Below are 21,370 nucleotides of genomic sequence, written 5' to 3'. Positions count from 1 at the left end.
CTTCATCCTGGCCCACAATCTGCGACTCATCGCCGATAAAATCGCTTAGGTAGCAACTTGGGTTAAACTATCTTCATGCTCCATTACCTGCGGTTTTACCTGGGAAGCCTGGTGGTGTTCTTTGGCTTCTACCTCACGGGCCACTACCTGCTGGGCCTTCCCTTCCCCACCCCGGTTACCCTGCTCCAGATCGCCCTGGGAGCCGGTACCGGGGTAGGGCTTGGAATTGTTTACCACCGCATCTGGCCCTTACCCGAGCCCGGGATAGGCCGGGTGATCCGCCTGGTGGTGCTTCTCCCCCCGGCCTTCATGCTGGGCATTGGCCTTCTGATCCTCCTGCAGGCCCAAGTAGCCCTTCACCTCCTGGTTCCCCTCCTGGCCTGGCTGACCCCGGAGTATGGATCCCAGGACCCTTCCACCCCTAAACGCCCTTCCCGAGGCTGAACGGGAAGCCCTGCTGAAGGAGGCCCGGGCGGAAGAGCATCCCCCTGGCACCTTTCTCCTGGAGCAGGGGGGCGAGCCCGCGCAGGCCCTGTACCTGCTCCTGGAGGGAACCGTGGCCCTGGTGGACGGGGAGGAGGAGGTGGGGACCCTCGAGGCGGGGGAGTTTTTCGGCTTCCCCTCCCTCCTCTCCGGGGAACCTCCTTCCCTAAGTGTGGTGGCCAAAACGCCGGTTACGGTCCTGGCCTTTCCCAAGGAGGCCTTCCAAAGGCTTCTGGCCTATCCAGAAGTAGCCCGCTTTTTCGGCCAAGGCCTGGTGGAACGGGTCCGGCTCAGGTTGGCCCCGTCCCCCTCCCTCTTCTCGCCCGTGGGCCAGCTGGTGCGCCGCCCGCCTGCCTTCATCCCACCCTCCGCCACCGTGGAGGAAGCGGCCAGGAAGATGCGCCAGGAAGGCATCTCCAGCCTCCTGGTGGAGGGGGAGCCCCCAGGCATCCTCACCGACCGCGACCTGAGGAACCGGGTCTTGGCCGAGGGCCGTCCCCCTTCCACCCCCGTGGGGAAGGTGATGACCTCTCCCCTCTTCTCCCTCCCAGCGGAAACCCCCGTCTACGAGGCCCTGGCCGCCATGGTGGAGCGGGGAATCCACCACCTGCCCCTTACGGAAGAGGAACGGGTGGTGGGGGTGGTCACCCACACCGACCTCCTTATGAACCAGGCGCAAAGCCCCCTCCTTCTCTTGAGGCGCATCGAGAGGCTGGAGCTGGAGCGGTATAGCCTCGAGGTGGCCTCCTTGGTGGAAGGCCTCTTCCAGAGGGGCTTGGGCGGGGTGGAGATCGGCCGGGTGGTGGCCTCCCTGAACGACGCCCTCATCCGCCGCCTGGTGCGGGAGGCGGAAGCCGCCTTAGGCCCCCCTCCCGTGGCCTACGCCTTTTTGGTCTTCGGCTCGGAGGGAAGGCGGGAGCAGGCCCTTCTCACCGACCAGGACAACGCCTTGGTTCTGGAGGGAAAAGGCCACGAGGCCTACTTCCAGGCCCTGGGGGAGCGCGTGGTGGGAGGACTCATCCGGGCAGGAATCCCCGAGTGCAAGGGAGGGTACATGGCCACCCGCTGGCGCAAGACCCTTGGGGAATGGCAGGAAACCTTCCGCCGTTGGATGGAGGCCCCCGAGCCCCAGGCCCTTCTGGAAACCCAGATCTTCTTTGACCTGCGCAAGGCGGCAGGTAGCCTTTCCCTAAGGCCCCTGGAGGAAACCATCCTGGAGGGGAGCCGGAAGGGGATCTTCCTTTACCACCTGGCCCAGGCCAGCCTGGAGTTCCGCCCTCCCTTGGGCCTTTTTGGAAGGGTGCGCACGGAGGAGGGCTTTGTGGACCTGAAGCGGCACGCCATCGCCCCCATCGTGGCCCTGGCCCGGCTCTATGCCCTCATGGCGGGCAGCCTGGCCAAGGGCACGGTGGAGCGGCTCAAGGTGGCGGCGGAAGGGGGCACCCTAAGCCCCGAGGGGGCGGAACGCCTCGAGGAGGCCTTCCGCTTCTTCTTCTCCCTGCGCCTGAAACACCAGCTAAAGGCCTTGGAGCAAGGGGGGGAGGTGAGCAACCGGGTGCTTTGGTCCAGCCTATCCCCCGGGGAACGGCGGAAGGCCCTGGAAGGCTTCCGGGCCATCGCCGAGATCCAGGAAAGCACCGCAAACCGCTTCCAGCTGCGATGAAGGAGAAGGCCTTTGCCCTGTTCTTTCTGGCCCTAGGGCTTTTCACTATGCCCTTAGAGCTTTTTCCCTGGGCTCCTAAGGGGCCTTGGGGACTCCCTACCCTGTACCTTTACTTCTTCCTGGTCTGGGGCTTGGTCATCCTTTTGGCCTACTTGCTTTACCGCAAACCATGAGCGCTGTCTGGGTTCTCCTGATCCTCTTCCTTTACCTGGCCTCCTTGTTCCTGGTGGCCCTGTGGGGGGAGGGCCGGGGAAGAACCTTAGCCCAAAGCGCCCATGCCTACGCCTTTTCCTTGGCCGTCTACGCCACCGCCTGGACCTTTTTCGGCAGCGTGGGCCGAGCGGCCACTGAGGGTATGAGCTTCCTTTCCATCTACCTGGGACCTACCCTGGTCCTCCTCCTCTGGCCGTTTCTTCACGAAAAACTGCTCTCCCTGGCCCGCGCCCACCGCCTCACCTCCTGGGCCGATTTCCTCTACCTGCGCTTCGGCCACGACCTCCTCGGCCCCCTGGCCGCCGGCTTTCTGGTGGTGGGCCTGCTTCCCTACCTGGCCCTGCAACTCAAGGCCATCGCCCAGGCCTTCCTCTTCCTCAGGGGCGAGGAGGAACCCCTCACGGACATCGCCCTTCCCACCGCTCTGCTCCTGGCCCTCTTCGCCATCCTCTTCGGCACCCGCCGCCTGGACCCCTCGGAGCGGCACCAGGGCCTGGTGCTGGCGGTGGCCTTTGAGTCCTTCGTGAAGCTCCTGGCCCTCCTCCTCGTGGGGGGAGTGGTCCTTTGGCAGCTGGGAAACCCCTTCCCCCAGGTTCAGAACCGCCCTGAGCTCCTCCCCCTCCTCCTCCCCCCGGAGGGGCTTGCCGGTTACCTGGAGTGGGCAAGCCTGGTGGTCCTTTCCGGCCTGGCCTTCCTCTTCCTGCCCCGGCAGTTCCACGTGAGCGTGGTGGAGAACACCGACCCCCAGCACCTCCGCCTGGCGGCCTGGGCCTTCCCCCTCTACCTTCTCCTCATCAACCTGCCCGTCCTTCCCCTGGCCCTCTTTGGCCGGCTTCTCCTCCCCGAGGGGAACCCGGACCTCTACGTGCTGGCCCTTCCCCTGGAGCTCGGAAATGCTCCTTTGGCCCTTCTGGCCTTCCTGGGCGGGGTTTCGGCAGCCACGGCCATGGTGGTGGTGGAAGGCCTGGCCCTTTCCATCCTTATCTCCAACCACCTCCTTTCACCCCTTCTCCTCCGCTTCCGGGCCCTGGGAAGCCTCCTCCTTTGGCGGAGGATCTCCATCCTGGCGGTGATGCTCCTGGCCTACCTCTACTTCCGCCTGGCGGGGGAGGCTTATGCCCTGGTGGCCATGGGCCTCATTTCCTTTGTGGCCGTGGCCCAGCTGGCCCCGGCGGGCCTTCTCGGGCTCTTCTGGAAGGGAGCCACCCCCCAAGGAGCCCTGGCGGGCCTCTTGGGAGGGATCGTCATCTGGGCCTATACCCTCTTTCTCCCGGCCCTGGCCCGCTCGGGCTGGCTCTCCCCCTTCTTTTTGGAAGGCCCCCACCCCCTCCTAAGGCCGGAGGGGCTTTTGGGAATCCGGGGCCTGGATCCCGTGACCCACGGGTTCTTGACAAGCCTTACCCTGAACCTGGCCCTGACCCTCGGGGTTTCCCTCTTCACCCGCCGGAAGCCCCTGCAGGAGGAGCGCACCGGGGAGGTGGAGGAGCTCGCCGCCCTCCTCCGGCGGGTCTTGGGGCCGGAGGCGGAGAAGGCTTTCCGCCGCCAGGCCCACACCCTCCCGGACCGGGAAGCGGCGGGGCTCGCGGAAACCCTGCTGGCGGGCTCCGTGGGGCCCGCCACCGCCAAGCTCCTCCTCCTCTCCGTCACCCGGGAGGTCCCCCCGGAAGCCCTGCGGGAGGAGGTGGAGGAGGCAGCCCGGGAATCCTGGGAGCTTCGGGCCTACGCCCAGGCCCTCGAGGAGGCCAGGAAGGAGCTGGCCGAGGCCTACGAGCGCTTAAAGGCCCTGGACCAGGCCAAGGACGAGCTTCTGGCTGCGGTTTCCCACGAGCTTAAAACCCCCCTCACCGCCGTGCGGTCCCTGGCGGAGATCCTCGAGGCCAATCCCGACCTTCCCGAGGAGGAGCGTGGGCGCTTCGTGTCCCTTCTGGCCAAGGAAACCGCCAGGCTCTCCCGCTTGGTGGAGGAGATCCTGGCCTATACCCGGTTCCAGGCAGGGGTGCCCCTCGCCCGCAGCCCCACGGACCTTCGGGCCCTGGCCGAGGAAGCCCTGGCCCTGGTGGAACCCTTGGCCCGGGAAAGGGGGATTACAATGGACTCCCACCTGGCGGGGGTGCAAGCCCTCACGGACCGGGACCGGGTCCTCCAGGTGCTTTTGAACCTCCTCCACAATGCCCTGCGCCACGCCCGAAGCCGGGTGCGCCTGGAGCTTACCCTCACCAACCGCGAGGCCCTCTTCCGGGTCTTTGACGATGGCCCTGGAGTACCCCCCCAGGCCCGGGCCCGGGTATTCGAACCCTTCCAGAGCTTCTCCGGAGGCACAGGCCTGGGCCTTTTCCTGGCGCGGAGGCTGGTGGAAAGCCTGGGGGGGCGGATCTGGTTGGAGGAAGGGGAGGGAGCCAGCTTCGCCTTCACCCTTCCCCTGGGGGTGGAGCATGAGGATTCTGGTGGTGGACGATGAGGAAAGCATCCTGGTGCCTTTGGAGTTCCTCCTGAAGAAGGCCGGCCACGAGGTGGTTCTGGCCCGCAGGGGGGAGGAAGCCCTCGAGGCCCTATCCCGAGGAGCCTTTGACCTCATGGTGCTGGACCTCATGCTTCCGGGCATGGATGGCTTCGCCGTTTTGGAGCGGGCCAAGGCCCTATCCCAAAGGCCCAAGGTCCTGGTTCTCACCGCCCGGGGGCGGGAGGCGGACCGGGCCAAGGCCTTGGCCCTGGGAGCCGAGGCCTTCATGGCTAAGCCCTTTGGCATCCAGGACCTCCTAGCCCAGGTGGATGAGCTGGCAGGAAAAAGATGAGGGAGCTTTTGCGCTTTCTGGGAGCTCTTCTCCTGGGACTCCTCTTGGTGGGAGGGACCGTGGGGCTTGGCCTCTTCCTCCTGCTCCAAGGGGAGGAGGTCCTGGGAAGGGAACTCCTCCGCCTGGCGAGGGAGAAGCTTCCCACCCTTCTCTTCGTGGGCTTCCTCTTCACCCTGGTGCTGGCCGCCCTCCTCTACCCGGTCTTCCTGGGCTATCTGGCCGCCACCCGGGCCCTGGGCCAGGAGGCGGAAATCCTCCTGGCCAACCCTGGCCACCGCCTGCGCCTCCGGGGGCCCTTTGAACTCAGGGCCCTGGCGGACCTTATCAACCGCCTGGCCCAGGAAAAGGGAGCCTTGGAAAAGGAGGTGACGGCGCGCATTGCCGAGGCCAAATCCCTCCTGGAGGAGGAGAGGAGGAAGCTTTCCGCCCTCATCGGCCACCTTCCCCACGGGGTGGTGCTGGCCAACCCCAAGGGCCAGGTCCTCCTCTACAACCAGGGAGCCCGGGAGCTTCTGGGGCAGGGCCTGGGGGTGGGCAAAAGCCTCTTCGGCCTCTTGGACCGGGGGCTCATGGTCCACGCCCTGGGCCTGCCGGAGAAGCGGTTCTTAACCCAGGGTCCCGAGGGACCGCTTTGGCTCCAGGTGGTGCCCCTGGAGGGGGAGGGAGGGTTTTTGGTCCTCCTGGAGGAGGCCCGGGAAAAGGGCGGATGGGATGCCACCCGCCTCCACCGCCTTAGGGACAAGCTGGCGGGGCTCAAGGCCCTGGCGGAAGCCGTGGACCAGGAAGCCAGGGGGACCCCCCTCGAGCCCCTTCTCAAGACCGCCAAGGCCACCGCCGAGGAGCTCGGCCAGCTGGTGGCCTCCTTTGAAGCCCCGGCCCAGGCGGCGGAGGTATTGGCGGAAGACCTTTTAACCCTCCTGGCCCAGGCCCTGGAGCGGGAGACAGGGGTTTCCCCAGGGTTCTCCCTGGAGGGGGAAGCCAAAAACCTCCTGGTCCAGGCGGACACCTACGCCCTGGCTCGAGGCCTGGCCGTCGCCTTAAGGGACGAGGAGGAAGCCTTCCTGGAGGGAAGGCGGGAGGGCAACCTGCTCCACCTCACCCTCACCCTGCCCAAGCCTCCTATGAGCCCAGGGGACGCCCAGCCCGACCTTCCCCCTCTTCTCAAGGAGGCGGTGGAGAAGTCCGGCGGAAGCGCCTGGTGGGCAGGATCCCACCTTCGCCTCCTCCTCCCCGCCCGGGAAGCCCCCCGGCTTCCCGCCAAGGCGGGCCCTCCCCCCCGGGCCGAGGTCTTCGACCTCTCCCTCCTCCATGCCCCCGAGGAGCTGGAAGAAGCCCCTCTGGAGGGCCTCCTCTACACTGCCTTCGACCTGGAAACCACGGGCCTGGATCCGGAAAGGGACGCCATCATCGCCCTAGGGGCGGTCCACATCCTGGGGAAAACCGTGCTCCGCCACGAGGTCTTCGAGGCCCTGGTCAACCCTGGACGCCCCATCCCCAAAGCCTCCACCGAGGTCCACGGCCTCACCTGGGAGATGCTGAAGGAAAAACCCAAGCTGGAAGAGGTGCTCCCTAGGTTTCGCCTGTTCCTGGAGGACACGGTGCTCCTGGCCCACAACGGGGCCTTTGACATGGCCTTCCTCAGGCGGGTGGGAATCGACCAGCCCCCTTTGGTGGATACCTTGCTCCTTTCCCACCTGCTCTTCCCTGACCTCCAGGACCACCGCCTGGAAACCCTGGCGGAGCGCTTCGGCGTGCCCGTGATCGGCCGGCACACCGCCTTGGGGGACGCCCTCATGACCGCGGAGGTCTTTGCGGGCATGGTCCCCCTCCTCAAGGCCAAAGGGTACCGGACCCTGGGGGAGGTGCTCCAGGCCTGTGCCCGATTGCCCCTGGCTAGGCTCAGGTACTGAACGCCCTCTCCCACCAAGCCGCCGGCTAACCCAGGCGGAGGGCTTTGTGACCTATGTCCTTCCGGTACTGGGCCCCGGGGAAGCCCACCTGGGGAATGAAGCCATAGGCCCGGGAAAGGGCCTCCTCCAGGGTTTTCCCTAGCCCCACCACGTTCAAAACCCGCCCCCCGGCGCTCACCAGGTTGTTCCCCTCCCACCGGGTCCCGGCGTGGAAGACCAGAACCCCTTCCGCCGGCTCCGGGACATGGAGGGGGATCCCCTTCCTCGGGCTTTCCGGGTAACCGGGGGCCGCCAGAACCACACAGGCGGAGGCCCCCTCCCGCCAGGCCAGCTCCGTTCCCCTAAGCCGCCCCTCCGCCACCCTCAGGGCCAGGTCCACCAGGTCATTCCGCAAAAGGGGCAAAAGGGCCTGGGCCTCGGGGTCGCCAAAGCGGGCGTTGAACTCCAGCACCTTGGGGCCTTCCCGGGTGAGCATCAAGCCGGCATAGACCACCCCCCGGTAGACCACCCCTTCCGCCCTCAGGCCCTGGATCAAGGGTTTCAGGATCTCCTCCTCCACCCGCTTGAGGGTAGCGGCCTCCATGGGGTAAGGAGCCACCGCCCCCATGCCCCCGGTCATGGGCCCCTGGTCCCCGTCCAGCAGGCGCTTGTGGTCCTGGGAGGGCAGGAGGGGCAGGACGGTTTCGCCATCGGTCAGGGCCAGCACCGTGGCCTCATCCCCCTCCAGGTACTCCTCCACCACCACCTCCCCCCCCTCAGGGCCGGAGAGAAGGTTGAGGATGGCCTGCTTGGCGGTGTGCAGGTCAAAGGCCACGGTCACCCCCTTGCCCGCCGCCAAGCCGGAGTCCTTGATGACGATGGGCACCCCCACGCTTTCCACGTACTCCAGGGCCAGGAGGGCATCCTGGAACACGCGGTACCGGGCCGTGGGAATGCCGTAGCGCTCCATCAGCCTCTTGGCGAAGGCCTTGGAACCCTCGATCATGGCGGCCTTCTGGGTGGGACCAAAAATCGGAAGGCCGCGCTTCTGGAAGGCGTCGGCGATGCCCTCCACCAAGGGGGCCTCGGGACCCACCAGGGTGAGGTCTATCCCCTCGGCCAAAGCCCAGTCCGCCAGGGCCTCCACGTCCCCATTCCAGGGAACCAGCTCCGCCAAAACCGCCATCCCGGCATTGCCGGGAGCAGCGTAGAGCCGATCCACCAGGGGACTTTGCACCGCCTTCCAAAGGAGGGCATGCTCCCGCCCTCCGGAACCCACCACCAGCACCCTCATAGGGGAGATTCTACCCGCCTCAAGGCCTCCTCGGCCCTCAGGCGAACCGCCTCGGGGAGCTGGGCCAGCTCCTGGCGCAAGGCAGGATGTTCCTCCCCCAGGAGGTGGGCGGTGAGGAAGGCCCCCCGGCCCCAGTCCCCCCCTTGGCCCATAAGGGCGGCCGGCACCAGGTCCCCCAGGCCCCAGGCGGCAAGCAGGGCCGCAGCCCGGAGATAAAGGGGCTTCTCCCGGGGAGTGAGCCCCTGGAAGCGGGGCCAAACCTCCCCAAGAAGGGCCTTCAGGCTCTCCCCCGGGGGGAAGGCCAGCCCCGAAAGCACCAGGCGCACCGCCCTGGGGTAAAGGCGGTGCTCCAGGAAAAGCACCCGTCTTTCCAGGGTTTCCGGGGTATCCCCGGGCAGGACGGGCACCCGCCCCTGGAGGACGATGGGGCCGGTGTCCATCCCCTGGTCCACGAAGTGCACCGTGGAGCCCGTTTCCCTTTCCCCCGCCTCCAAGACCCTCCGGTGCACATGAAGCCCCGGATAGTCGGGGAGGAGGGAAGGGTGTATGTTGAGAAGCCGCCCGTACCAAGCCTCCACAAAACCAGGGGAAAGGAGGCGCATGAACCCGGCCAGGAGCACCAGGTCCACATCCCTGGCCCGCAAAAGGTCCAGGGCCTCCCTTTCAAACGCCTTCCGCCCCCGCCAGGGGATGGCCACCGCCTCCACCCCCCGCCTCGAGGCCCGCTTTAAAGCGTAGGCCTCCGGATTGTCGGAGAGGACCAACACCACCTCCCCCCAGGGGTTTTGAGGGGGAAAGGCCTCCAGGAGGGCCTCCAGGTTGGTGCCCCGGCCCGAGGCCATAACCGCCATCCGCGCGGGATGGCCCAAGGGAAAAGGGCTCAGCATAGGCCTATCCCAGGGCCTCAACGTGTTTGGCCTTCGGCCAAAGCAGCCGGGTGGTGCTTCTGCCAGTAGCGCACCAGACCTTGCAGGTTCATGTAGGGGGGATCGGCGAGCTCGTAGAGGCGCATTCCCTCCGCCCCCACCCCGGCCCGCCGCAAGCCCTCCCGCCAGTAGGCCTCAAAGCGCTCGGTCATCTCCTCCAGGGGAAGCCCCTCCTTAAGCCGGTGCAGGACCCAGCCCGCCCACTCCTCCAAAACCCCCCGCAAGGCCAGGAGGTGGGCTTCCACGTCCCGGTAAGGACCGAAGTGGGTGAGGTAGAGGGCCTCGGGCCTGAGGGCCAGGATGCGGTCCAGGGAAGCGTACCAGCTTTCCAGGTGGATGTCGGGGGGTGGGGTAGGGGGCAGAACCGGCCCCGGGGCGATGCGCACCCCGGCGGTGTCCCCGGCGAAGAGGAGGCCATCCACCAGGTAGGCATGGTGGTGGGAGGCGTGGCCCAGGGTTTCCAGGGCCTGGACCCTAAGCCCCCCGAGGTCCACCACCTCCCCGTCCTCTAAAGCCCGCACCCGCTCCTGGGGGATCCCCTTAAGCTCCCCCCAGAGGGGTTTCAGCATCGCCCCGTAGATGCGCTCGGCGGAGGCCAGAAGCCTCGAGGGATCCACCAGGTGCGGGGCCCCTCGGGGATGCACGTACACCGTGGCCCCCAGCTCCGCAAACCGCCAGGCAGCCCCGGCGTGGTCCAGGTGGATGTGGGTCACGAAGACATGGCGGACCTCCTTCGGGTCCACTCCCTCCTGCTTCAAGGCCGCCTCGAGGCGGGCATAGGTGCTCTCCGGCCCCGTTTCGATCAGGACCGGCCCCTCCTTGGAACGAAGGAGGAAGCTGGCGATGACCTTCTCCGCCCCTTGGAAGTAGAGGTCCAGGACCCTCACCATGGGCGCTCCTCCTTGGGGCCGATGCGGGTGTGCAGGGTGCCGATGCCCTCAATGGCCACCTCCAGCCTGTCCCCCGGCTCTAAGGCCCCCACGCCCTCCGGGGTGCCGGTGAGGACCACATCCAAGGGCTCCAGGGTCATGAAGCTGGAGATGTAGGAGAGGATCTCGGCCACGCTGAAGATCATGGCGGAGGTGTGCCCTTCCTGGCGGAGCTGGTCGTTCACGTAGGTGCGCACCCAGGTGTTCTGTGGGTCCAGATCGGTTTCAATCCAGGGACCTAGGGGCAAGAACTTGTCGGCGCTCTTGGCCCGCACCCACTGGAGGTCCTGTTTCTGGGCATCCCGGGCGGTGATGTCCACGGCGATGGTGTACCCCAGCACGTGGTCCAGGGCTTTCTCCGGGGACACATTCCGCATGCGGTCGCCGATGACCACCGCCAGCTCCCCCTCGTAGTGGAGTTCCTGGGTAAAGAAGGGGTAGGGCACCGCATCCCCCGTGTTCCAGGGATCCCGCGGGTTTCCGGGGTGGGCCAGGGTGTTGGGGGCCTTCAGGAACAGACCCGGCTCCTTGGGCAGGTCCTGGCCGAAATCGTGCCCCATCTCCCGGATGTGTTCCCGGTAGTTTCTCCCCACGCACACGATCTTGCTGGGCGTGGCCGGGGCCAGAAGGCGCACCGAGGCCAGGTCGTAGCGCCTCCCCGTGGGGTTTCCCCCGGGACCATCCGTCTCCAGCACCAGCTCCCCTTCCAGTATCCCCCAGCGGCCTTCGTTAAAACGCAGCAGCTTCATGCCCTAAAGCTACCATCTTCCCGAGAGGATTTGCAGACCCCTTAGGGCCACCACCAGGGCCACCAGTAAGGCCGCGAGCCGCCCCTCGGCAGGGGCCAGGAGCAAAAGCGCCAGGTAGCCGAAGATGGCCCCGAAGGGTATGGGATAAATACCCTTGCGCCGCCTCCTCCAGTAAAGGAGGTGGTAGACCCCCGCCACCCCCAGGCCCAAAAGGGCCGCCCCCAGGGTTTCCCCGGGAAGCCAGGCCAGGAAGTAACCCAGGGAGGGGGCAATCCCACCCCCGCCCCGGAAGCGGAAGAACAGGGGCCAGTTGTGCCCCGCCACCACCGCCCCCGCGGCCCACACCCGCCACTCCGGGGGAACAAGGAGAAGGGTCAAGGCTCCCTTGCCCAGGTCCCACAGCACCACTCCGAGGGCGGCCCAAGGACCCTTCCGGCGGAAAACGCCCGAGCCCCCCGGGAGGTCCCTGGCCCGCACCTCGGGAAAGAAGAGGAGCCCCCCCACCAGGGAACCCAGGAAGTACGCCAGAAGCACATAGGCCATGTCCTCATTCTGAACCCGGACAAACACATGTGAGACACCGAGCGGGATAAAAAGATGGGGAACCGACCCTAGAGAGGAGGTTCCCCGTATGCAGCTTACTACGGTTGGCAGAGACCTATGGCGAGGAGCTAAGGAAGCGCAGAGTCTGGCCGAGGCCGGAGCAGGCGACCCGGATGTCCAGGAACGCCTACGCAAGGTGAAGTTGGTGAAAGCCTTGCGGGAGAGCAAGAGGGGCTGGGATGAGATCCAGAAGCTTTTGGGCATCAGCCGGGCCACCTACTACCGTTGGGAAAGGGCTTTGAGGGAGAAGGGGCTGGCCGGGCTCAAGCCCAAGCCCCGCCGCCCCAAGCGTATACGGGGAAAGAGGCACTGGAGGCCCGAGCTTCTTCTCCGGGTGGAAGAGCTGAGGAAGGAGAACCCCACCTGGGGGCGATGGCCCATCTGGCTGACACTCCGGAAGGAGGGTTATGGGGTGAGCGAACGCACGGTGGGCCGTATCCTGGCCCACCTTGAGGGGAGAGGACGGGTGGAGAGGGTGGCCTGCTTTCTGGCCAGGAGGGGGGGAGGGAAGGCCAGGGGAAGGGCTAGGAGACCCTACGCCCGGAGGAAGCCCCGGGGATACCAAGTGCAAGCTCCTGGGGACCTCATCCAGGTGGACACCCTCACGGTGACCCTGGGGCCTGGGGAGGTGGTGCGGCAGTTTTCGGCGGTGGACCTGTTTACCCGGTATGCCCTGGGGGAGGTGCATAGCCGGGCTACGGCTAGGCTAGCTGGGGAGTTTTTGTCCCGGCTGGTGGCCCAGGCTCCTTTTGCTATCCGAGCGGTGCAGGTGGACGGGGGTAGCGAGTTCATGGGGGAGTTTGAAGAGGCGTGCCGGGGCCTGGGCATTGCTCTTTTTGTGCTACCTCCCCGGAGCCCCAAGCTGAACGGGCACGTGGAGCGGTTACAGCGGACCTTCAGGGAGGAGTTTTATACCCGAGCTTTACCCACGGGAGTGGGGGAGCTACAGGCGGAGCTCAAGGCCTACCTTGAGCACTACAACCGCAGGAGACCCCACATGGCCCTGGGTGGCCTTGCTCCCTTGGAGTTTCTGGCTAGGATGCAGGAGGGGTCGGTTCCCCAAGGTGTCTCAAATGTGGTGGCCAACTACACGGACTTGCGAGGGAAGACAAGCCTTTATTAGAATACGCCCATGGCCAAGCGGCGCGAATTCCCTTCCAAAAGGCAGCTGGAACTGCGCCTGAGCGGGCAGGCCTTTGAGATCCCACCCCTTTGGGACGTCCTCCTCATCGGCCACCAAGCCCCCATCGGCCCCGAGGCCGCTAAGCGTATGGCGGAAAGCCTGGCCCCGGGGCAATTCGAGCTGATCCGGGTGCAGAAGGCCCCGGTGGAGGCCCTTTTGGTGCGCAAGAGCCTCCTCAAAGCTTTGGCCCCCGAACCCCTGGTGGAGATTCTCCTTGAGGAGCTCACTCCCCTCCTAGGGGAGGACCAGGTGGTGCGGGTCCAAGTGGAGATCGTATTGCACACAGGGAGGACCATCCGGCTAGAATAGACTCCCACCATGGCTCAGGTCCGGGAGATCATGACCAAGGCCCCCGTCACCGTGAACCCTTGGGCCAGCGTGCGCGAGGCCGCCCTCCTCATGGCCCAGCACCGGGTGGGCAGCCTGCCCGTGCTCCAAAACGGGGTCCTCCTGGGGGTGATCACCAGCCGGGACCTGCGGGGAGTCCACCCCAACCGGGTGGTCCTGGACGTGCTCAAGGGGCCGCCCCTTTGCCTCCCTCCCGAGGCCAGCCTCCTCGAGGCCCGCGCCCTCATGGAGGAGAAGGGGGTGGAGCGGCTCCTGGTGGTCAAGGAAGGTCAACTTCTGGGCCTTCTCACCAAGCGTACCCTGGCCTTCGCCCTGGGCCAGCGCTTCGATCCCCTCACGGGCCTCCCCCGGCCGACCTCCTGCGGGACGAGCTGGAGCGCTCCCTGGGTCGGGGCCTGGACCCCACCTTGGTCTTCGCAGACCTGGACGATTTCGGGAGGCTCAACAAGCGCCTGGGCCACACCTTCGGCGACCGGGTGCTGAAGGCTGTGGCGGAGAGGCTCCTGGGCTTCGCCCGGCACCACCGGGGGGAGGCCTACCGCTACGGGGGGGACGAGTTTGCCCTCCTCTTCCCCCGGCTGCGCCAGGGCCTCCTGCCCCACCTTCCCAGCCTCCTGGAGCCGCCCCTGGTGGTGGAAGGGGTAGCGGTGAGCTTTTCCCTGGGGGTTTCCGGGGGAAGGCGGCGGAGGCGGCGGCCTGGCAACCCCCGGGCCACCGCCGACGACCTCATCCGCCTGGCCAGCCTGGCCTCTACTTTGGCCAAGGGCCGCCCAGAAAAGATAGCCCTGGGGGAAGAGGTGAGCCTGGCTAGCGGCCGGGCTCCAGAAGCAACACCCTCTCCCGACCCGGGGTGCTGAAGGTCATGGACAGGTACTCCCCCCTGGCCCATAGGGGCAGGAGGTTGGCGTAATGGGGGGAGAGAAAATGCCCAGACTGGCCCATAGGGTGGATGAAGAGGGAGGCCTCTGGGTCGGAGAGGTCCACGATCTGGCGGTAGCTAGGCCCGTGGTTCATCTGAAGGCTTTCAGGCACAAACGGGCCCACGTTCACCGTGTACCGGTCCCCGCCGAAGGGAACCACCCGGTCGGTGAGGCGCTTCAAGGGGGTGTGGGTGAGGACCGCATGGGGGAAGGTGGCCCGGTGCACCTGACCCCAGGAACGCACCTTCAAGGCTTCCTTCCGGTCCAAAGCCCTTTCCAGGGCCAAGGCGGCAAAGTCCAGGCAGGACTCCCGGTACTCGGTTTCCGGCTGGTCGCAGTTTTTGTCCCCCTCCCGCATGGCCTTCAGGAGGTAGCGGGGCTCGTCCCAGTAAGGCTCGCCCACTTCCCTTTCCGGAAGCCGGGTGAGCTCGGTGTACCAGAGGGCGAAGACCAGGGCTTCCTCTGAGGCCTTACCCATGGTTCCATCCCAGGAAAGAAGCCTTTCCCGCCAGGCCCGGCTCCGCTCAGAGAGGGGATTCAAAAGCTCCAAGACCGGGCGAAAGTCCTGGAAGAGGAGGCTCTTTTGGTCCAGCTGGATGGCCTCCATGTCCTCCAAGGAGAGTTTTTCCTTAGCCAAAAGCATCTCGCGGATGCGCCTCGCCCGGTAGGGCTCGGCCCAGTCGTAGGTGAGGGCGTAGGGGAAGCCCTGGGGCGTGACCTTGTTGTTGGCGGTGACCAGGAAGCCCTCCTTGGGGTTCAGCACCTTGGGCCAGTCCTCCGGCTTGCGGTAGCCCTGCCAGTCCCATTCCCCATTCCCCGGCACCGGCACCATGCCCGTGTGCCCCTCTTTACGGATGGGAAACTTTCCGGGAGCGATGTAGCCGATATTGCCGTCCACATCGGCGTAGACGAAGTTCTGGCTGGGGGCGGAGTAGTGGCTTAGGGCGGCCACGAACTCCTGCCAGTTCTGCGCCCGGTTGATCCCCAGATAGGCCATGAGGAGGTGGTCCTCCTCATCCAGGCTCACCCAGCGGAGGGCCATGGGGGTCTTGGGAGGGTCTTGGAGGGCGTCGGTGATCACCGGCCCATAGAGGGTTTCCCGCACCCGGAGGACCTCCTCCTTGCCCCCCTTCACCCGGATCCTCTCCTCCCGCACCCGGTAGGGAAGCACCTGGCCCCTGTAGCGGTACCCTTTCCCCTCCACGTCCTCCAGGAGGTAGAGGTCCTGTACATCCGCCCCCACGTTGGTGACTCCCCAGGCGATGCGGTCGTTGCGGCCGATGACGATCCCGGGAACCCCGGGGAGGCTGGCCCCGATAACCCGGTAACCGGGAGCCTCGAGGACCATCAAAAACCATAAGCTCAGCGCCTGCAGGCCCAGGTGGGGGTCATCCGCCAGGAGGGGCTTTCCGGTGACCGTGCGGCTTCCCGAAACCACCCAGTTGTTGCTGGCCTCCAAAAAGCGAGGCGGGGCCATCTGGAGGAGAGCCGCCGGGGCCTCCTCCCGCGGCAGGGGCAGGTTCAGGTCCTCGGTCTGCAGGATGGTGGGGGCATCCTCAGGGTAAGGGGGCAGGAGGTCAAGGAGCCGCTCCGGGCTCACCCCCCGGGCGAGGAGGCGGTGGCGCAAAAGCTCCTCCTCCCAGTTCCCGGAGAGGTCAAAGCTCATCATCTTGGCCCAGACCAACACATCCGGCCCCGTCCAGGGCTCGGGACGGAAGGAGAGCAGGCGGAACTCCGGGGGCAAGGGGGCCCCGCTTTGCAAAAAGGCGTTCACCCCGGCCACATAGGCGTCCACCGCCCGCTTCTCCTCGAGGTAAAGCCTGGCGTAGGCCCTCTCGGCCGCCCGGTAGAACCCCCAGGTGCGCAGGAAGCGGTCCTGGGGAAGCGCGGCCTCCCCCAGGACCTCGGCAAGCCTCCCCTGCCCCACCCGGCGCTGGAACTCCATCTGCCAGAGCCTCTCCTGGGCGTGGACGAAACCTTGGGCGAAGAAGAGGTCCTCGAGGCTTGCCGCCCGCACCCGCACCACCCCCCATCCGTCCCGCAGCACCTCCACAGGAGCGGAAAGGCCCTTCAGGGCGATGCGCCCCTCCATCTGGGGCAAGGAAGCCCGCAGGGTGAGGTAGACGCCGAGCCCCAGCAAGAAGGCAACCGCCAACGCCAAACCGACTACCCAGGCTAGAACCCGCCCGAAGCGTTTCATAATTGGACGAAGTATACCATGGGGCCATGGAACTCCTGCGCGCCACCCTAAGCGGCCTCCTCCTAGGCCTCCTCTTCCAGCGCCTGGGCCTGCCTGGGGGAGCGGTGGTGGGGGCCATGCTGGGCACGGGCATCCACCAAATCCTCCTGCCCCCCGCCCCAACCCCCAGGGGCCTGGACCTCCTGGTCCAGCTCGGGGCCGGGGTGCTGGTGGGGCTTTCCTTCCGGCGGGAGCTTCTTTCCTTGCGCCTCCTCCCCTATGCCGCCTTAACCGCCCTGGCCTTCTTGCTCCTGGCGGTGGTCTTGGCCCTCCTCCTCTCCCGGGCCCTGGGGCAGGGGGCGGGTGCCCTCCTCTTCGCCCTCGCCCCCGGAGGGATCACCGGCATGAGCCCCTTAAGCCAGGCGGAGGGAGGCAACCCAGCCCTGGTGGGGGTGTTCCACACGGTGCGGGTCTTCCTCCTCTTCCTCCTGGTGCCCCTCCTGGCCCGGTTCCTCTTCCGGTAGCATGAAGCCATGCGGCTGGAGTTCTTGGAGAACGGTCCCATCCGGGTGGAGGGAAAGCGCTTCGCAGTGCGGCTGGGGGAGCGGGAGGAGGTCCTAGAGAGGCCAAGGGTCTTCCTCTGCCGTTGCGGAGGTTCGGGAAACAAGCCCTTCTGCGACGGCACGCACAAGCGGATCGGTTTTCAGGCCCCGGGCGGAGTGCTGGAGGTGGAAGGGGACTGACCCACTGGTCAGTCTCGGGCCAAAGGGGTAAACTCCGGAGGCTATGGGCGAGATGCGCTACCGGAAGCTGGGGAAGTGGGGCCTAAAGGTTTCCGAGATCTCCTTGGGGGCCTGGGTCACCTTTGGCGACGCGGTGAAGGACAGGGAAACCATCCGGGAGATCGTGAAGATCGCCTACGAGGGCGGGGTCAACTTCTTTGACAACGCCGACGTCTACGCCAAGGGCCTGGCGGAGGAGGTCATGGGAGAGGTGCTCAAGGAGTTCCCCCGGCACACCCTGGTCCTCTCCACCAAGGCCTACTGGCCTATGTCCGAGGACCCCAACGACCGGGGCTTAAGCCGCAAGCACCTCCTGGAAAGCCTCACGAAAAGCCTCAAGCGCCTCAGGACCGACTACGTGGACCTCTTCTTCGCCCACCGCTACGACCCCGAGGTGCCCATGGAGGAGATCGTCTACGCCATGCATACCCTGGTGGAGCGGGGCTACACCCTCTACTGGGGCACCTCGGAGTGGCCTGCGGCCAGGATCGCTGAAGCGGTGGCCTTCGCCAAGGCCAACGGCCTCCACCCGCCCGTGGTGGAGCAGCCCCAGTACTCCATGCTCTACCGGGAGCGGGTGGAGGGGGAGATCCTCCCCGAGGCGGAGCGCTTCGGCATGGGCCTGGTGGTCTGGAGCCCCCTGGCCATGGGCATGCTCACCGGCCGCTACGACGGGGGCATCCCGCCGGAAAGCCGCTTCGCCCGCTACCCCCAGTTCGCCGAGCGCTTCCTCACCGAGGAGAACCGCAGGAAGGTGCTGCGGCTTAAGGAGGTGGCGGAGGAACTGGGCCTCACCCGCACCCAGCTGGCCCTGGCCTGGGTTTTGCGCCTCCCTGGCATCTCCAGCGCCATCACCGGGGCCACCCGGCCCGAGCAGATCCGAGAAAGCCTGGGGGCCGCGGGGGTGGACCTGCCAAAGGAGGCCCTGGAGCGGATTGAGGCCATCCTGAAGGGCGAGGCGTAAAGAAGCCTATTTCGGTGCCGGGGCCAGGCCGAGGTGGACCAGGTACCGGGCCTGGCCCTCCGCCTGCCGCGCCGGGGACAAGGCGGCGTAGCGGTGGTACAGGGCGAGAAGCTCCCGCTGGAAGGTTTTGGCCTCCTCCCGGCTCAGGTAAAGCCCGGCGCTCCAAAGGTTCACCAAGGGAGGAAAGTCCTCGGCCAGGAGGTCGGGTTCCGCCTCGCCCCCGAACTCCAAAAGGCCCTCCTCGTTCAGGAAGACCCTTAGGACGGCCCCGTAGCCGGGGTCGTGGGCCTCGAGGGCCCTCGCCCACTCCTCCTGCCAGCTTCTGGCCCCCTCGAGGGCCCGCAGGACCCTCTCCGGCACCCGCTCCCGCGGAATGCGAAAATCGGTGTCCACCGCCCGGTAAAGGCGCACGGGCCGTCCCCGCCTGCGCAGGATCCCGGCGGGCACCAAAAGCCCCGCCCGCAGGAAGAGGCCCACCCGGTAGTGGGCCTGCTGCAGGGAAAGCCCCTGGGCCAAGGCCAGGTCCTTCACGCTGGTCGGGCCCTTCATGAAGGGCTTCAGGGCCACGGCCATCCCGGGGTCCGCCAGGAGGCGAGCCGCCAAGGGGTTTTCCACCCAGAGAGCCATGCCTCTACTCTAAAGGTCCGCTTGCGCCTGGAGTAGAGGGAAGGGGAAAGTGGGCAGCATGCAGGGCTTCGCCGCCTTCCGCCTGCTCTGGGTGGGCCAGGCCCTGGCCCTGGTGGGCCGGGAGATGACCTGGTTCGCCCTCACCCTCTACGCCTACCAGAAGACGGGTCTGGCCACCACCCTTTCCCTTTTGGGCTTCTTCCACTTCCTCCCCCTGATCCTCCTCTCGCCCCTGGCGGGAGCCTTGGTGGACCGCTACCCTAGGAAGTGGACCATGCTGGCCGCGGACCTGGGAAGCGGCCTGGCCACGGGCCTTCTCCTCCTGGCATTCCTTCTCGGTCAGCTACAGGTATGGCAGCTCTACCTGGTCTCCGCCTTAACCGGCGCGCTGGGTAGCCTCCACTGGCCCGCCCTCTCCGCCGCCCTTTCCGCCATGCTGGAAAAAAAGGACTACGCCCGGGCGAGCGGCATGATGAGCCTGGCGGAGTCCTTGGCGGGGGTGGGGGCCCCTGTGCTGGCCGCAGCCCTCCTGAAGCCCCTGGGCCTTGGAGGCATCTTCGCCCTGGACCTCCTCGGAGCCGGCACGGCCATCCTTACCCTTCTCCTCCTGCCCATTCCCAACCCCAAGGCCCCGCTCAGGCCCCCATCCTCCCTCCTGGAGGAGGCCCTCTTCGGCTTCCGCTTCATCCTGCAAAGACCCCCCCTCTTGGGCCTGCAGCTCATGTTCTTCGGGGTGAACTTCCTCACCACCCTGGCGGCCACCGTCCTTCCGGCCATGGTCCTGGCCAAGACCGCCCTCTCCGAGACCGCTTTGGCCCTGGTGCGCTCGGCCTCGGGGCTCGGAGGGGTGGCGGGAGGACTTCTCCTCTCCCTCTGGGGCGGCCCCCGGAAGCGGGTGCACGGGGTATTCCTGGGCATGGCCCTCTCCAGCCTGGCCCTGGCCCTCATGGGCGTGGTGGAGGGCCCCCAGGCCTGGGCGGCCTTGGCCTTCATGGAGAGCCTCTTCATCCCCGTGCTAAACGGTTCCAACCAGGCCATCTGGCAGTCCAAGGTGCCCCTCGAGGTCCAGGGGAAGGTCTTCGCCGCCCGGCGGATGATCGCCTGGTTCGCCAATCCCCTGGCCATGCTCCTCTCTGGGCCCTTGGCTGACCGGGTCTTCGCCCCCTGGTACGGTTCGGGAGAGGGCATCGCCCTCATGCTGCTAATCTTCGGCGGCCTGGGGGTGGTGTGGGGGCTATCCGGATACCTTTTCCCCACGGTGCGGGAGGCGGAAACCCTTCTCCCCGACGCCAAGCCGGACTAAACTGGCTCCCATGGACACCTTGGAGGCTCTAAAGCGCCTTTTCCCGGGCAAGGTGGACACCTCCCTTTCCGAACGCCGCCGCCACGGGCGGGACGAGGGCTACTCGGAGGAAGGGGAGGTTTTGGCGGTGGTCTACCCGGAAAGCGTGGCGGATGTGCAAAAGGCCCTGCGGTTTGCCAGGGAAGAGGGCCTGGCGGTGATTCCCTTTGGGGCTGGAACCAGCCTCGAGGGGCACCTCTACCCCCTGAAAGAAACCCTCAGCTTGGACTTCAGCTGCATGAACCGGATCCTCGAGGTGCGCCCGGAGGACTTCCTCTGCGTGGTGGAACCCGGCCTCACCCGCAAGGCGCTAAACGAAGCCCTAAAGGGCACGGGCCTCTTCTTCCCCGTGGACCCCGGAGCGGACGCCACCCTAGGGGGGATGGCCGCCACCAACGCCAGTGGCACCACCACGGTGCGCTACGGGGGGATGCGGGCCAATGTCCTGGCCCTGCAGGTGGTCTTGGCCAACGGGGAGGTCCTGGAGCTTGGCCGGGGGGTGCGCAAAACCAGCGCCGGCTACGACCTGAAAGACCTCTTCATCGGCTCGGAAGGGACCTTAGGGGTCATCACCCGCCTCACCCTGCGCCTTCATCCCCTGCCCGAGCACATCCACACCCTACGGGTCTTCTTCCCCGGGGTGGAGGAGGCCGCCTTGGCCAGCTATCAGGTGATGGCCAGCGGGCTTCCCGTGGCCCGGCTGGAACTTTTGGACGAGCTGGCCCTAAGGGCCCTGAACCGCTACCTTCAGGCGGGCTTCCCCGAGCGCCCCGCCCTCTTTCTGGAGTTCCACTCCTCCACCCGGGAGGCCCTCGAGGCGGAAAGCAACCTGGCCCTTACGATCATGCAGGAGGCAGGCGCTTTGGCAGTGGAGGCCGCCAAAACCGAAGAGGAGCGCCGGCGCCAGTGGGAGGCCCGCCACCAAGCCTACTGGGCCCTGGTGCACCTCTTCCCCGGCCACCGCTTTGTGATCACCGATGTGGCCGTACCCCTCTCCCGCCTGCCGGAGATGGTGCGCCACGCCCAAGGGCTTCTTGAGGAAATGGGCCTTACCGGAAACATCCTGGGCCACGTGGGGGATGGGAACTTCCACACCCTGGTCCCCGTTTTGCCGGAAGACTACCCTAAGGCGGAAGCCTACGCCGAAGCCCTGGTGCGCCGCGCCTTGGAGCTTGGGGGCACCTGCACCGCTGAGCATGGGGTAGGCCTTAGGAAGAAGAAGTACCTCTCCCTGGAACACGGCCCCTCCTTGGACTGGATGCGAAAACTTAAGGCCCTTTTTGACCCCGAAGGCCTCCTGAACCCGGGCAAGGTGCTTGACACGCCCTAGGCCCTCCGCTATAGTTAAGGATGGCGACGCGGGGTGGAGCAGCCTGGTAGCTCGTCGGGCTCATAACCCGAAGGTCGCGGGTTCAAATCCCGCCCCCGCAACCAAACGAAACCCCGGGCACACGGGCGCCCGGGGTTTTCCCTTACCCTTAAAG

22 protein-coding genes and 1 tRNA gene are annotated in these 21,370 nt (G+C 66.6%); 16 read left to right on the top strand and 7 right to left on the bottom strand.

The features are described 5' to 3' along the window. Nucleotides 1-75 precede the first annotated feature (75 nt). From C2847_RS10090 to C2847_RS10070, 6 genes are read left to right on the top strand one after another with little or no spacing between them, the layout of a single operon-like run. A complete protein-coding gene (locus C2847_RS10090; RefSeq protein WP_105318224.1) occupies nt 76-444 on the top strand; it encodes a hypothetical protein in 369 nt (122 codons plus the stop codon). Next, on the top strand, nt 398-2,146 hold the full coding sequence (locus C2847_RS10085) for a DUF294 nucleotidyltransferase-like domain-containing protein (protein WP_105318223.1): 1,749 nt from the start codon (nt 398-400) through the stop codon (nt 2,144-2,146). The genes C2847_RS10090 and C2847_RS10085 overlap by 47 nt, the downstream gene beginning before the upstream one ends. Beyond that, nucleotides 2,143-2,319, top strand: a complete 177-nt coding sequence (locus C2847_RS12345; protein WP_164835705.1) for a hypothetical protein — start codon at nt 2,143-2,145, stop codon at nt 2,317-2,319. The genes C2847_RS10085 and C2847_RS12345 overlap by 4 nt, the downstream gene beginning before the upstream one ends. Further along, a complete protein-coding gene (locus C2847_RS10080) occupies nt 2,316-4,817 on the top strand; it encodes a sensor histidine kinase (RefSeq protein WP_105318222.1) in 2,502 nt (833 codons plus the stop codon). Before C2847_RS12345 ends, C2847_RS10080 begins: the two co-directional genes overlap by 4 nt. Further along, the gene (locus C2847_RS10075; protein ID WP_105318221.1) at nt 4,792-5,151 is read left to right on the top strand and encodes a response regulator transcription factor; all 360 of its coding nucleotides are present in this window, start codon (nt 4,792-4,794) and stop codon (nt 5,149-5,151) included. The genes C2847_RS10080 and C2847_RS10075 overlap by 26 nt, the downstream gene beginning before the upstream one ends. Continuing rightward, entirely contained in the window at nt 5,148-7,061 is a 1,914-nt protein-coding gene (locus C2847_RS10070; RefSeq protein WP_105318220.1) for a 3'-5' exonuclease, read from the top strand. The genes C2847_RS10075 and C2847_RS10070 overlap by 4 nt, the downstream gene beginning before the upstream one ends. A 25-nt stretch (nt 7,062-7,086) precedes the next feature. Here the strand turns inward: C2847_RS10070 and purD are convergent, their stop codons facing one another. Genes purD through C2847_RS10045 form a run of 5 tightly spaced genes read right to left on the bottom strand, consistent with a single transcriptional unit; the run spans nt 7,087 to nt 11,481 of the window. Further along, on the bottom strand, nt 7,087-8,334 hold the full coding sequence (purD, locus tag C2847_RS10065) for a phosphoribosylamine--glycine ligase (RefSeq protein ID WP_105318219.1): 1,248 nt from the start codon (nt 8,332-8,334) through the stop codon (nt 7,087-7,089). After that, a complete protein-coding gene (purN, locus tag C2847_RS10060; protein ID WP_208619950.1) occupies nt 8,331-9,221 on the bottom strand; it encodes a phosphoribosylglycinamide formyltransferase in 891 nt (296 codons plus the stop codon). Before purN ends, purD begins: the two co-directional genes overlap by 4 nt. A 17-nt stretch (nt 9,222-9,238) precedes the next feature. Continuing rightward, nucleotides 9,239-10,150 carry an MBL fold metallo-hydrolase gene (locus tag C2847_RS10055; protein ID WP_105318218.1) on the bottom strand — a complete coding sequence of 304 codons (912 nt, stop codon included), beginning with the start codon at nt 10,148-10,150 and terminating at the stop codon, nt 9,239-9,241. Further along, nucleotides 10,144-10,938, bottom strand: coding sequence for a fumarylacetoacetate hydrolase family protein (locus C2847_RS10050; RefSeq protein WP_105318217.1), 795 nt, complete (start codon nt 10,936-10,938; stop codon nt 10,144-10,146). Before C2847_RS10050 ends, C2847_RS10055 begins: the two co-directional genes overlap by 7 nt. Nucleotides 10,939-10,947: 9 nt before the next feature. Continuing rightward, the gene (locus C2847_RS10045) at nt 10,948-11,481 is read right to left on the bottom strand and encodes a glycerol-3-phosphate acyltransferase (RefSeq protein WP_105318216.1); all 534 of its coding nucleotides are present in this window, start codon (nt 11,479-11,481) and stop codon (nt 10,948-10,950) included. A gap of 88 nt (nt 11,482-11,569) precedes the next feature. Here C2847_RS10045 and C2847_RS10040 point away from each other — a divergent pair, with 88 nt between their 5' ends. The 4 genes from C2847_RS10040 to C2847_RS12685 are packed head-to-tail and all read left to right on the top strand — an operon-like array spanning nt 11,570 to nt 13,929. Further along, nucleotides 11,570-12,664, top strand: a complete 1,095-nt coding sequence (locus C2847_RS10040) for an integrase core domain-containing protein (RefSeq protein ID WP_105318215.1) — start codon at nt 11,570-11,572, stop codon at nt 12,662-12,664. A 9-nt stretch (nt 12,665-12,673) separates the two neighbouring features. Further along, nucleotides 12,674-13,033, top strand: a complete 360-nt coding sequence (locus C2847_RS10035) for a hypothetical protein (RefSeq protein ID WP_105318214.1) — start codon at nt 12,674-12,676, stop codon at nt 13,031-13,033. A 9-nt stretch (nt 13,034-13,042) separates the two neighbouring features. Next, complete coding sequence (locus C2847_RS12690; RefSeq protein ID WP_244187429.1) at nt 13,043-13,555, top strand: CBS domain-containing protein; 513 nt, start codon at nt 13,043-13,045, stop codon at nt 13,553-13,555. After that, the gene (locus C2847_RS12685) at nt 13,480-13,929 is read left to right on the top strand and encodes a GGDEF domain-containing protein (protein WP_244187427.1); all 450 of its coding nucleotides are present in this window, start codon (nt 13,480-13,482) and stop codon (nt 13,927-13,929) included. The genes C2847_RS12690 and C2847_RS12685 overlap by 76 nt, the downstream gene beginning before the upstream one ends. Here C2847_RS12685 and C2847_RS10025 read toward each other — a convergent pair. Beyond that, nucleotides 13,880-16,192: a penicillin acylase family protein gene (locus C2847_RS10025; RefSeq protein WP_164835704.1), complete on the bottom strand. Its 2,313-nt coding sequence runs from the start codon at nt 16,190-16,192 to the stop codon at nt 13,880-13,882. The two genes, C2847_RS12685 and C2847_RS10025, sit on opposite strands and share 50 nt — an antisense overlap. Nucleotides 16,193-16,218: 26 nt before the next feature. On the opposite strand from C2847_RS10025, the gene C2847_RS10020 reads away from it, so the two are divergent. From C2847_RS10020 to C2847_RS10010, 3 genes are read left to right on the top strand one after another with little or no spacing between them, the layout of a single operon-like run. Beyond that, the gene (locus tag C2847_RS10020; RefSeq protein WP_105318213.1) at nt 16,219-16,695 is read left to right on the top strand and encodes an AbrB family transcriptional regulator; all 477 of its coding nucleotides are present in this window, start codon (nt 16,219-16,221) and stop codon (nt 16,693-16,695) included. Nucleotides 16,696-16,704: 9 nt separating this feature from the next. Beyond that, on the top strand, nt 16,705-16,914 hold the full coding sequence (locus C2847_RS10015) for a CDGSH iron-sulfur domain-containing protein (RefSeq protein ID WP_105318212.1): 210 nt from the start codon (nt 16,705-16,707) through the stop codon (nt 16,912-16,914). A gap of 43 nt (nt 16,915-16,957) precedes the next feature. Continuing rightward, on the top strand, nt 16,958-17,917 hold the full coding sequence (locus C2847_RS10010) for an aldo/keto reductase family protein (RefSeq protein WP_164835703.1): 960 nt from the start codon (nt 16,958-16,960) through the stop codon (nt 17,915-17,917). Between the two features lie 6 nt (nt 17,918-17,923). Here C2847_RS10010 and C2847_RS10005 read toward each other — a convergent pair whose 3' ends face one another. Then, the gene (locus C2847_RS10005; RefSeq protein WP_105318211.1) at nt 17,924-18,544 is read right to left on the bottom strand and encodes a hypothetical protein; all 621 of its coding nucleotides are present in this window, start codon (nt 18,542-18,544) and stop codon (nt 17,924-17,926) included. A gap of 58 nt (nt 18,545-18,602) precedes the next feature. Here C2847_RS10005 and C2847_RS10000 point away from each other — a divergent pair, with 58 nt between their 5' ends. The 3 genes from C2847_RS10000 to C2847_RS09990 all read left to right on the top strand — a co-directional run bounded on the left by C2847_RS10000 (nt 18,603) and on the right by C2847_RS09990 (nt 21,320). Further along, nucleotides 18,603-19,847 carry an MFS transporter gene (locus C2847_RS10000; protein ID WP_105318210.1) on the top strand — a complete coding sequence of 415 codons (1,245 nt, stop codon included), beginning with the start codon at nt 18,603-18,605 and terminating at the stop codon, nt 19,845-19,847. Nucleotides 19,848-19,857: 10 nt separating this feature from the next. Next, a complete protein-coding gene (locus C2847_RS09995; protein ID WP_105318209.1) occupies nt 19,858-21,216 on the top strand; it encodes an FAD-binding oxidoreductase in 1,359 nt (452 codons plus the stop codon). A gap of 27 nt (nt 21,217-21,243) precedes the next feature. Further along, a tRNA-Met gene (locus C2847_RS09990) sits at nt 21,244-21,320 on the top strand. Nucleotides 21,321-21,370 lie beyond the last annotated feature (50 nt).

It is taken from the genome of Thermus tenuipuniceus (assembly GCF_002964845.1).
Classification (GTDB): domain Bacteria; phylum Deinococcota; class Deinococci; order Deinococcales; family Thermaceae; genus Thermus; species Thermus tenuipuniceus.
This window is presented reverse-complemented; position numbering and strand designations above follow the sequence as displayed.

Excerpts from the sequence above, each read along its gene's own strand:
- C2847_RS10000 (WP_105318210.1), top strand. The coding sequence starts at position 18,603 with ATGCAGGGCTTCGCCGCCTTCCGCCTGCTCTGGGTGGGCCAGGCCCTG.
- C2847_RS10080 (WP_105318222.1), top strand. The coding sequence starts at position 2,316 with ATGAGCGCTGTCTGGGTTCTCCTGATCCTCTTCCTTTACCTGGCCTCC.
- C2847_RS10045 (WP_105318216.1), bottom strand. The coding sequence starts at position 11,481 with ATGGCCTATGTGCTTCTGGCGTACTTCCTGGGTTCCCTGGTGGGGGGG.
- C2847_RS10070 (WP_105318220.1), top strand. The coding sequence starts at position 5,148 with ATGAGGGAGCTTTTGCGCTTTCTGGGAGCTCTTCTCCTGGGACTCCTC.
- C2847_RS10025 (WP_164835704.1), bottom strand. The coding sequence starts at position 16,192 with ATGAAACGCTTCGGGCGGGTTCTAGCCTGGGTAGTCGGTTTGGCGTTG.
- purN (WP_208619950.1), bottom strand. The coding sequence starts at position 9,221 with ATGCTGAGCCCTTTTCCCTTGGGCCATCCCGCGCGGATGGCGGTTATG.
- C2847_RS10015 (WP_105318212.1), top strand. The coding sequence starts at position 16,705 with ATGCGGCTGGAGTTCTTGGAGAACGGTCCCATCCGGGTGGAGGGAAAG.
- purD (WP_105318219.1), bottom strand. The coding sequence starts at position 8,334 with ATGAGGGTGCTGGTGGTGGGTTCCGGAGGGCGGGAGCATGCCCTCCTT.
- C2847_RS10090 (WP_105318224.1), top strand. The coding sequence starts at position 76 with ATGCTCCATTACCTGCGGTTTTACCTGGGAAGCCTGGTGGTGTTCTTT.
- C2847_RS10020 (WP_105318213.1), top strand. The coding sequence starts at position 16,219 with ATGGAACTCCTGCGCGCCACCCTAAGCGGCCTCCTCCTAGGCCTCCTC.
- C2847_RS12345 (WP_164835705.1), top strand. The coding sequence starts at position 2,143 with ATGAAGGAGAAGGCCTTTGCCCTGTTCTTTCTGGCCCTAGGGCTTTTC.
- C2847_RS10050 (WP_105318217.1), bottom strand. The coding sequence starts at position 10,938 with ATGAAGCTGCTGCGTTTTAACGAAGGCCGCTGGGGGATACTGGAAGGG.
- C2847_RS10040 (WP_105318215.1), top strand. The coding sequence starts at position 11,570 with ATGCAGCTTACTACGGTTGGCAGAGACCTATGGCGAGGAGCTAAGGAA.
- C2847_RS10035 (WP_105318214.1), top strand. The coding sequence starts at position 12,674 with ATGGCCAAGCGGCGCGAATTCCCTTCCAAAAGGCAGCTGGAACTGCGC.
- C2847_RS09995 (WP_105318209.1), top strand. The coding sequence starts at position 19,858 with ATGGACACCTTGGAGGCTCTAAAGCGCCTTTTCCCGGGCAAGGTGGAC.
- C2847_RS10005 (WP_105318211.1), bottom strand. The coding sequence starts at position 18,544 with ATGGCTCTCTGGGTGGAAAACCCCTTGGCGGCTCGCCTCCTGGCGGAC.
- C2847_RS10075 (WP_105318221.1), top strand. The coding sequence starts at position 4,792 with ATGAGGATTCTGGTGGTGGACGATGAGGAAAGCATCCTGGTGCCTTTG.
- C2847_RS10010 (WP_164835703.1), top strand. The coding sequence starts at position 16,958 with ATGGGCGAGATGCGCTACCGGAAGCTGGGGAAGTGGGGCCTAAAGGTT.
- C2847_RS10055 (WP_105318218.1), bottom strand. The coding sequence starts at position 10,150 with ATGGTGAGGGTCCTGGACCTCTACTTCCAAGGGGCGGAGAAGGTCATC.
- C2847_RS10085 (WP_105318223.1), top strand. The coding sequence starts at position 398 with ATGGATCCCAGGACCCTTCCACCCCTAAACGCCCTTCCCGAGGCTGAA.
- C2847_RS12690 (WP_244187429.1), top strand. The coding sequence starts at position 13,043 with ATGGCTCAGGTCCGGGAGATCATGACCAAGGCCCCCGTCACCGTGAAC.